This is a genomic window from Streptomyces sp. NPDC056160, from assembly GCF_042268205.1.
GTDB lineage: Bacteria > Actinomycetota > Actinomycetes > Streptomycetales > Streptomycetaceae > Streptomyces.
Map to the genome: position 1 here is coordinate 22743 of NZ_JBHJUW010000109.1, position 6793 is coordinate 29535.

Here is a 6793-nt window from a genome sequence, read left to right on the forward strand (position 1 = left end):
GGTCCGGCGGGCGTCAGTTGTCGCCCTCGCGCTCGGCCAGGAAGCGTTCGAACTCGCGGCCGATCTCGTCGGCCGAGGGGATGTCGACGGGTTCGGCGAGCATGTTGCCCCGGGTCTCGGCGCCCGCGGCGGCGTCGTACTGGTGCTCCAGTCCCTGCACCAGCGAGGTGAGTTCCTCGTCACCCTCCCGGATCTGCCGGTCGATCTCGGTCTGGGTGCGGTGGGCGTCGTTGCGCAGGGAGTGGGCGACGCCCGGCAGGACCAGGCCGGTGGCGGCCGTGATGGCCTCCAGCACGGTCAGTGCCGCGTCGGGGTACGGGGAGCGGGCGATGTAGTGCGGCACGTGAGCGGCGACGCCCAGGACGTCGTGTCCGGCCTCCATCAGGCGGTACTCCACCAGTGCCTCGGCGCTGCCCGGGACCTGCGCCTCATCGAAGGGGCTGCGGTGTCCGGGGACGAGGTCGCTGCGGTTGCCGTGCGGGGTCAGACCGACCGGGCGGGTGTGCGGGACGCCCATGGGGATGCCGTGGAAGTTCACCGCCAGGCGCACGCCGAGCCGCTCCACGATCTCCCGCACGGCTGCCGCGAACCGCTCCCACTCGACGTCCGGTTCCGGGCCGGACAGCAGCAGGAACGGGGCGCCCGTGGCGTCCTGGACGAGACGGACCTCGATCGCCGGCTCCTCGTAGTCGGTCCAGCGGTCACGCTTGAAGGTCAGCAGCGGGCGACGGGCCCGGTAGTCCACGAGCCGGTCGTGGTCGAAGCGCGCCACGAGCTGGTGGGGCAGGGTGTCCAGCAGCCGGTCGACGATCTGGTCGCCGGTCTCCCCCGCGTCGATGTATCCGTCGAAGTGGTAGAGCATGACAAGCCCGGCCGACTCCTGTGCGAGCGCCATGTCGACGACCGCCAGGCCCTTCGGCTCCCATGCGTACAAACCCTGCGGATCAAGCACTGTGACCGCCCCTCCTCGTGTTCGTAGGTTCACAACGAGGAACGGGACGCGGGCATTCCCCGCCTAGCGAGGCTTCTCCGGTTCACAGGAAGCCATCGCCCTGCATGACGCCCCCCCTGTCCGCTGCTCACCGGGACGGGCACCAGGGCCCGCCGAACGTCACGGTGGCACCCGTAGGCCCATGGGGCGCTGCCGCGGACATGACTACGGCCCGTACCCCCACACGGGGAGTACGGGCCGCGGTCAACGGCTACCGCCTAGCGGTGAGCGGTCAGCTCTGGCCGCCGGCCAGCTTCTCGCGCAGGGCCGCCAGGGCCTCGTCCGAAGCCAGCGCGCCGGAGCTGTCGCCGCCCTCGGAGGAGTACGAACCGCCACCGGACGCGGCCGGAGCGGCACCCGCGGTGTCGCCACCCTCGGCAGCGGCCTTCTCGTCCGCCTCGCGGGACTTGATGACCTGCGCCTGGTGCTGCTCGAAGCGGGTCTGCGCCTCGGCGTACTGGCGCTCCCACTCCTCGCGCTGCTTCTCGTAGCCCTCGAGCCAGTCGTTGGTCTCGGGGTCGAAGCCCTCGGGGTAGATGTAGTTGCCCTGGTCGTCGTAGGACGCGGCCATGCCGTACAGGGTCGGGTCGAACTCGACCGCCGACGGGTCGGCACCGAAGGACTCGTTGGCCTGCTTCAGCGAGAGGCTGATGCGACGGCGCTCGAGGTCGATGTCGATGACCTTGACGAAGATCTCGTCGTTGACCTGGACGACCTGCTCCGGGATCTCCACGTGGCGCTCGGCCAGCTCGGAGATGTGGACCAGACCCTCGATGCCCTCGTCCACGCGGACGAACGCACCGAACGGAACCAGCTTCGTGACCTTGCCGGGCACGACCTGGCCGATCTGGTGGGTGCGGGCGAACTGCTGCCACGGGTCTTCCTGGGTCGCCTTCAGCGACAGGGAGACACGCTCGCGGTCCATGTCGACGTCGAGGACCTCGACCGTGACCTCCTGGCCGACCTCGACGACCTCGGAGGGGTGGTCGATGTGCTTCCAGGACAGCTCGGAGACGTGGACCAGACCGTCGACGCCACCCAGGTCCACGAAGGCACCGAAGTTGACGATCGAGGAGACCACGCCGGAGCGGACCTGACCCTTCTGGAGGGTCGTGAGGAAGGTCTGGCGGACCTCGGACTGGGTCTGCTCCAGCCAGGCACGGCGGGACAGGACCACGTTGTTGCGGTTCTTGTCCAGCTCGATGATCTTCGCCTCGAGCTCCTTGCCCACGTAGGGCTGGAGGTCGCGGACACGGCGCATCTCGACCAGGGAGGCCGGGAGGAAGCCGCGGAGGCCGATGTCGAGGATGAGACCACCCTTGACGACCTCGATGACGGTACCGGTGACGATGCCGTCCTCTTCCTTGATCTTCTCGATGGTGCCCCAGGCACGCTCGTACTGGGCGCGCTTCTTCGAGAGGATCAGGCGGCCTTCCTTGTCCTCCTTCTGGAGGACCAGGGCCTCGATCTCGTCACCGACGGCGACGACCTCGTTCGGGTCGACGTCGTGCTTGATCGAGAGCTCGCGGCTCGGGATGACACCTTCGGTCTTGTAACCGATGTCGAGCAGGACCTCGTCCCGGTCGACCTTCACGATGACGCCGTCGACGATGTCGCCGTCGTTGAAGTACTTGATCGTCTCGTCGATCGCGGCGAGGAAGGCTTCCTCGTTACCGATGTCGTTGACCGCTACCTGCGGGGTGGTGGCGGTGGTCTCGGTGCTGCTCGTCATGTGGGAAAGGGCTCCGGTACGGACATTGAAGTCGTAGGTACTGCTTACGCCGGGAGCCCGTTTCGCTCTGAAGAAGCCGGACAGCCAAGGAAGCGCCACACAAAACCACCGTGGCGCCTCGACAACCGAGGGGACATACAACAGATGCGAGCGCAGCCTGCTCCGTCTGAGGCACGCAGGCCCGCAGCGCAACTTGTAGCATACGGGGGCAGCCGGGCAGGGTCAATGCGCGAAGCCGCACACCCGGGACACAACGCCGCAACTCCGGCACGAAACCCGTCTCCCGGGGCCCCGCCGGCACCGGGACGCCCGCCGAGGGCGCGCACCGCATGGGCTGCACGGAAGAGCCCGCAGACTAGTACGAGGGAGCCGATCATCCAAGAGCCCGAACTGCCCGAGCCCGAGGCCACCCGACGCGCCGCCTCGGTCACCGAGAGTGCCCGCGCCAACCGCGGCTGGTGGGACCGGAACGCGGACGAGTACCAGGTCGAACACGGCACGTTCCTCGGCGACGAGCGCTTCGTGTGGTGCCCCGAGGGCCTGGACGAGGTGGAGGCGGAACTCCTCGGTCCGCCGGAGGAGCTGAAGGGCAAGGACGTCCTGGAGATCGGCGCCGGCGCGGCCCAGTGCTCGCGCTGGCTGGCCGGACAGGGCGCGCGCCCGGTGGCACTGGACCTCTCCCACCGCCAGCTCCAGCACGCGCTGCGCATCGGCGGACCCGTCCCCCTCGTGTGCGCCGACGCCGCCGTGCTCCCCTTCGCCGACGGCTCCTTCGACCTGGCCTGCTCGGCGTACGGGGCGCTGCCCTTCGTCGCCGACCCGCGGCTGGTGCTGCGGGAGGTGCGCCGTGTGCTGCGCCCCGGCGGCCGGTTCGTCTTCTCGGTGACGCACCCGATCCGGTGGGCCTTCCCGGACGAGCCCGGCCCGGAGGGGCTGTCGGTGTCCGCCTCCTACTTCGACCGCACGCCGTACGTGGAGCAGGACGAGGACGGCCACGCGGTCTACGTCGAGCACCACCGCACCCTCGGCGACCGGGTCCGGGACATCGCGACCTCGGGCTTCCGCCTGGTGGACCTGGTCGAACCCGAGTGGCCCGACTGGAACACCTCCGAGTGGGGCGGTTGGTCCCCGCTGCGCGGGCACCTGATCCCGGGCACCGCGGTCTTCGTCTGCGAGCGCGACTGACCGCGGCCGACCCGGCCCGCACACGCCCCGCACGCGCGCGTGCGGGGCGTTCGTCCGCCCGTACGACACTGGGGGCGTGATCCGTTACGACGCCCTGGACGCACTGCCCGTACGCACGGCCCTGCCCGCCCTGAACGACGCGCTCGACGGGCCCGGGACCGCCGTGCTGGTGGCACCGCCCGGCACCGGCAAGACGACACTGGTCCCGCTCGCCCTGGCCGGACTGCTCGGGCGGGGCCCCGGGCACGGGCCGCCTGGCCGGGTGGTCGTGGCCGAACCGCGGCGGATCGCGGCGCGCGCGGCGGCGCGGCGCATGGCGTGGCTGCTGGGCGAGCGGACCGGCCAGAGCGTCGGCTACACCGTCCGCGGCGAGCGGGTGGTCGGACGGCACACGCGCGTGGAGGTCGTCACCACCGGCGTCCTGCTGCAGCGGTTGCAGCGCGACCAGGAGCTCGCCGGGGTCGACGTGGTCGTCCTCGACGAGTGCCACGAGCGCCATCTGGACGCGGACACGGCGGCGGCGTTCCTCTGCGACGTACGGGCGGCGCTGCGGCCCGGGCTGCGGCTGGTGGCGGCGTCCGCGACCACGGACGCGCAGGGCTGGTCGCGGCTGCTGGGAGATGCGCCGGTGGTCGCGGCGCAGGGCGTCTCGTACCCGGTGGAGGTGGTGTGGGCGCCGCCCGCGCGCCCGGTGCGCCCGCCGCACGGCATGCGGGTGGACCCCGCGCTGCTGACGCACGTGGGTTCCGTGGTGCGGCGAGCGCTGGCCGAGCGGGCGGGGGACGTGCTCTGCTTCCTGCCGGGCGCGGGCGAGATCGCGCGGGTGGCGGGCGGGCTCGGCGACCTGGGCGACGTGGACGTGCTCCAGGTGCACGGGCGGGCCCCGGCGGCCGTGCAGGACGCGGTGCTGGCGCCGGGTCCGCGGCGCCGGGTGGTGCTGGCCACGTCGGTGGCCGAGTCGTCGCTGACGGTGCCCGGGGTCCGGGTGGTGGTCGACGCGGGACTCGCGCGGGAGCCGCGTGTCGACCACGCGCGCGGGCTGGGCGCACTGACGACGGTGCGGGCCTCGCAGGCGGCCGGACGGCAGCGGGCGGGGCGCGCCGGGCGCGAGGCGCCGGGCACGGTGTACCGGTGCTGGACGGAGGCCGAGGACGGGCGCCTGCCGCGTTTCCCGGCGCCGGAGATAAAGCTGGCCGACCTGACGGCGTTCGCCCTCCAGGCGGCCTGCTGGGGCGATCCTGACGCGTCCGGGCTGGCGTTGCTGGATCCACCGCCGGCCGGCGCGATGGCGGCGGCGCGGGAGGTGCTGAGCGCGGTGGGCGCGGTCGATCCGGCCGGGCGTGCCACGCGGCGGGGTGCGCGGCTGGCGCGGCTGGGCGTGCCCGTGCGGCTGGGCCGGTCCCTGCTCGACGCGGGGGCCCTGGCCGGGGCGGGCACGGTCGCGGAGGTGGTCGCGCTGCTCAGCGAGGAGGTGCCCCGGGAGTACGGCGACGATCTCGCCGGCGCCCTGCGGCGGGTCCGGCGCGGGGGTGACGCCTACGCGGGGCGGTGGCGTGCGGAGGTGCGGCGGCTGCGGACCGCCGGGACGGAGGCGGCCCGGGCGGCGGAGGCTGCCCGGAGCGGAGGCCCGGACCGGAGCGGGGAGGGGGGCCTGGCCGGGGACACCGACCGTAGTGAGAGCGCGGACCTGGCCGGGGACACCGGCCGGAGCGGGGACGCGGACCGGAGCGAGGACGCGGACCGGAGCGGGGACGCGGACCGGAGCGGGGCTGTGGCCCTCGGCGAAGTGGCCGGGGCCGCCGAGGCGCCACGGGGGGCGGGCAGGTCGCGGGCGCACGCCGAGGGCTCTCCGGCCCCCGCGTACGCCGGGGAGGACGGCGTCGCCGGGCTCGTCGCCGCCCTGGCCTTCCCCGAGCGGGTCGCCAGGCTCGACGGCGGCTCGTACCTCATGCTCTCCGGTACGCGGGCCGAACTCGCCGAGGGGTCCGCGCTGCGCGGGGTGCCGTGGATCGCCGTCGCCGTCGCCGACCGGCCGCTGGGCAGGGGGCACGCGCGCGTGCAGCTCGCCGCGGCCGTCGACGAGGACGTCGCCCGGCTAGCGGCCGGGGCGCTGCACGAGGAGGGCGAGGAGGTCCGCTGGGCGGACGGGGATGTCGTCGCGCGGCGGGTCGAACGGCTTGGGGCGGTGGAGCTGAGGGCGCGTCCGCTCGCCGACCCGGCTCCCTCCCTCGTACGCGATGCGCTCCTGGAGGGGCTGCGGCAGGAGGGGTTGCGGCTGCTGCGCTGGTCACCGGGTGCCGAAGTCCTGCGGCAGCGCCTGGCGTTCGTGCACCGCCGACTCGGCGCGCCCTGGCCCGACGTCGCCGACGACGCCCTGCACGCGCGCGTGGAGGAGTGGTTGGAGCCCGAACTGGGCCGTGCCCGCCGCCGTGCCGACCTCGCCCGGATCGACGCCGGGCAGGGACTGGCCCGGCTGCTGCCATGGGCGTCCGGCGAGGCAGCACGGCTGGACGAACTCGCCCCGGAGCGGCTCACCGTGCCCAGCGGCTCGGCGGTCCGGGTCGACTACACCGATCCCGAGCAGCCCGTACTCGCGGTGAAACTCCAGGAGATGTTCGGGCTCGACGCCTCGCCCGTCGTGGCCGGAGTGCCGGTGCTCGTGCACCTGCTCTCCCCCGCCGGGCGGCCCGTCGCCGTCACCGCCGACCTCGCCTCCTTCTGGCGGGGCGGTTACCGGGGCGTACGCGCGGAGCTGCGCGGGCGGTACCCGAAGCACCCGTGGCCCGAGGACCCGGCGACCGCGGAGCCGACCCGGCACACCAACGCCCGGCTGCGGCGCTGACCGACGCCCGGCTCGCGGCGTCCGCACCGCGTGGACCACGCGG

The 6793-nt window shown here is 73.5% G+C and carries 4 protein-coding genes; 2 read left to right on the forward strand and 2 right to left on the reverse strand.

Annotated features, from left to right (window positions below; all coding sequences use genetic code 11):
- Positions 1-13 precede the first annotated feature (13 nt).
- Both ACFC02_RS31070 and rpsA read right to left on the reverse strand, forming a co-directional pair.
- On the reverse strand, positions 14-952 hold the full coding sequence (locus ACFC02_RS31070) for a PAC2 family protein (RefSeq protein ID WP_376364495.1): 939 nt from the start codon (positions 950-952) through the stop codon (positions 14-16).
- A gap of 271 nt (positions 953-1223) precedes the next feature.
- Positions 1224-2723 (reverse strand): 30S ribosomal protein S1, encoded by a 1500-nt coding sequence (gene rpsA, locus ACFC02_RS31075; RefSeq protein WP_376364498.1) that lies wholly within the window; start codon positions 2721-2723, stop codon positions 1224-1226.
- 225 nt (positions 2724-2948) lie between these two features.
- Between rpsA and ACFC02_RS31080 the strand changes: the two genes are divergently transcribed.
- Complete coding sequence (locus tag ACFC02_RS31080; RefSeq protein ID WP_376364501.1) at positions 2949-3908, forward strand: class I SAM-dependent methyltransferase; 960 nt, start codon at positions 2949-2951, stop codon at positions 3906-3908.
- Positions 3909-3984: 76 nt separating this feature from the next.
- A complete protein-coding gene (locus tag ACFC02_RS31085; protein WP_376364503.1) occupies positions 3985-6750 on the forward strand; it encodes an ATP-dependent RNA helicase in 2766 nt (921 codons plus the stop codon).
- Positions 6751-6793: the final 43 nt, after the last annotated feature.

Coding starts and splice junctions, on each gene's coding strand:
- rpsA (WP_376364498.1), bottom strand. CDS start 2,723: ATGACGAGCAGCACCGAGACCACCGCCACCACCCCGCAGGTAGCGGTC.
- ACFC02_RS31080 (WP_376364501.1), top strand. CDS start 2,949: ATGCGCGAAGCCGCACACCCGGGACACAACGCCGCAACTCCGGCACGA.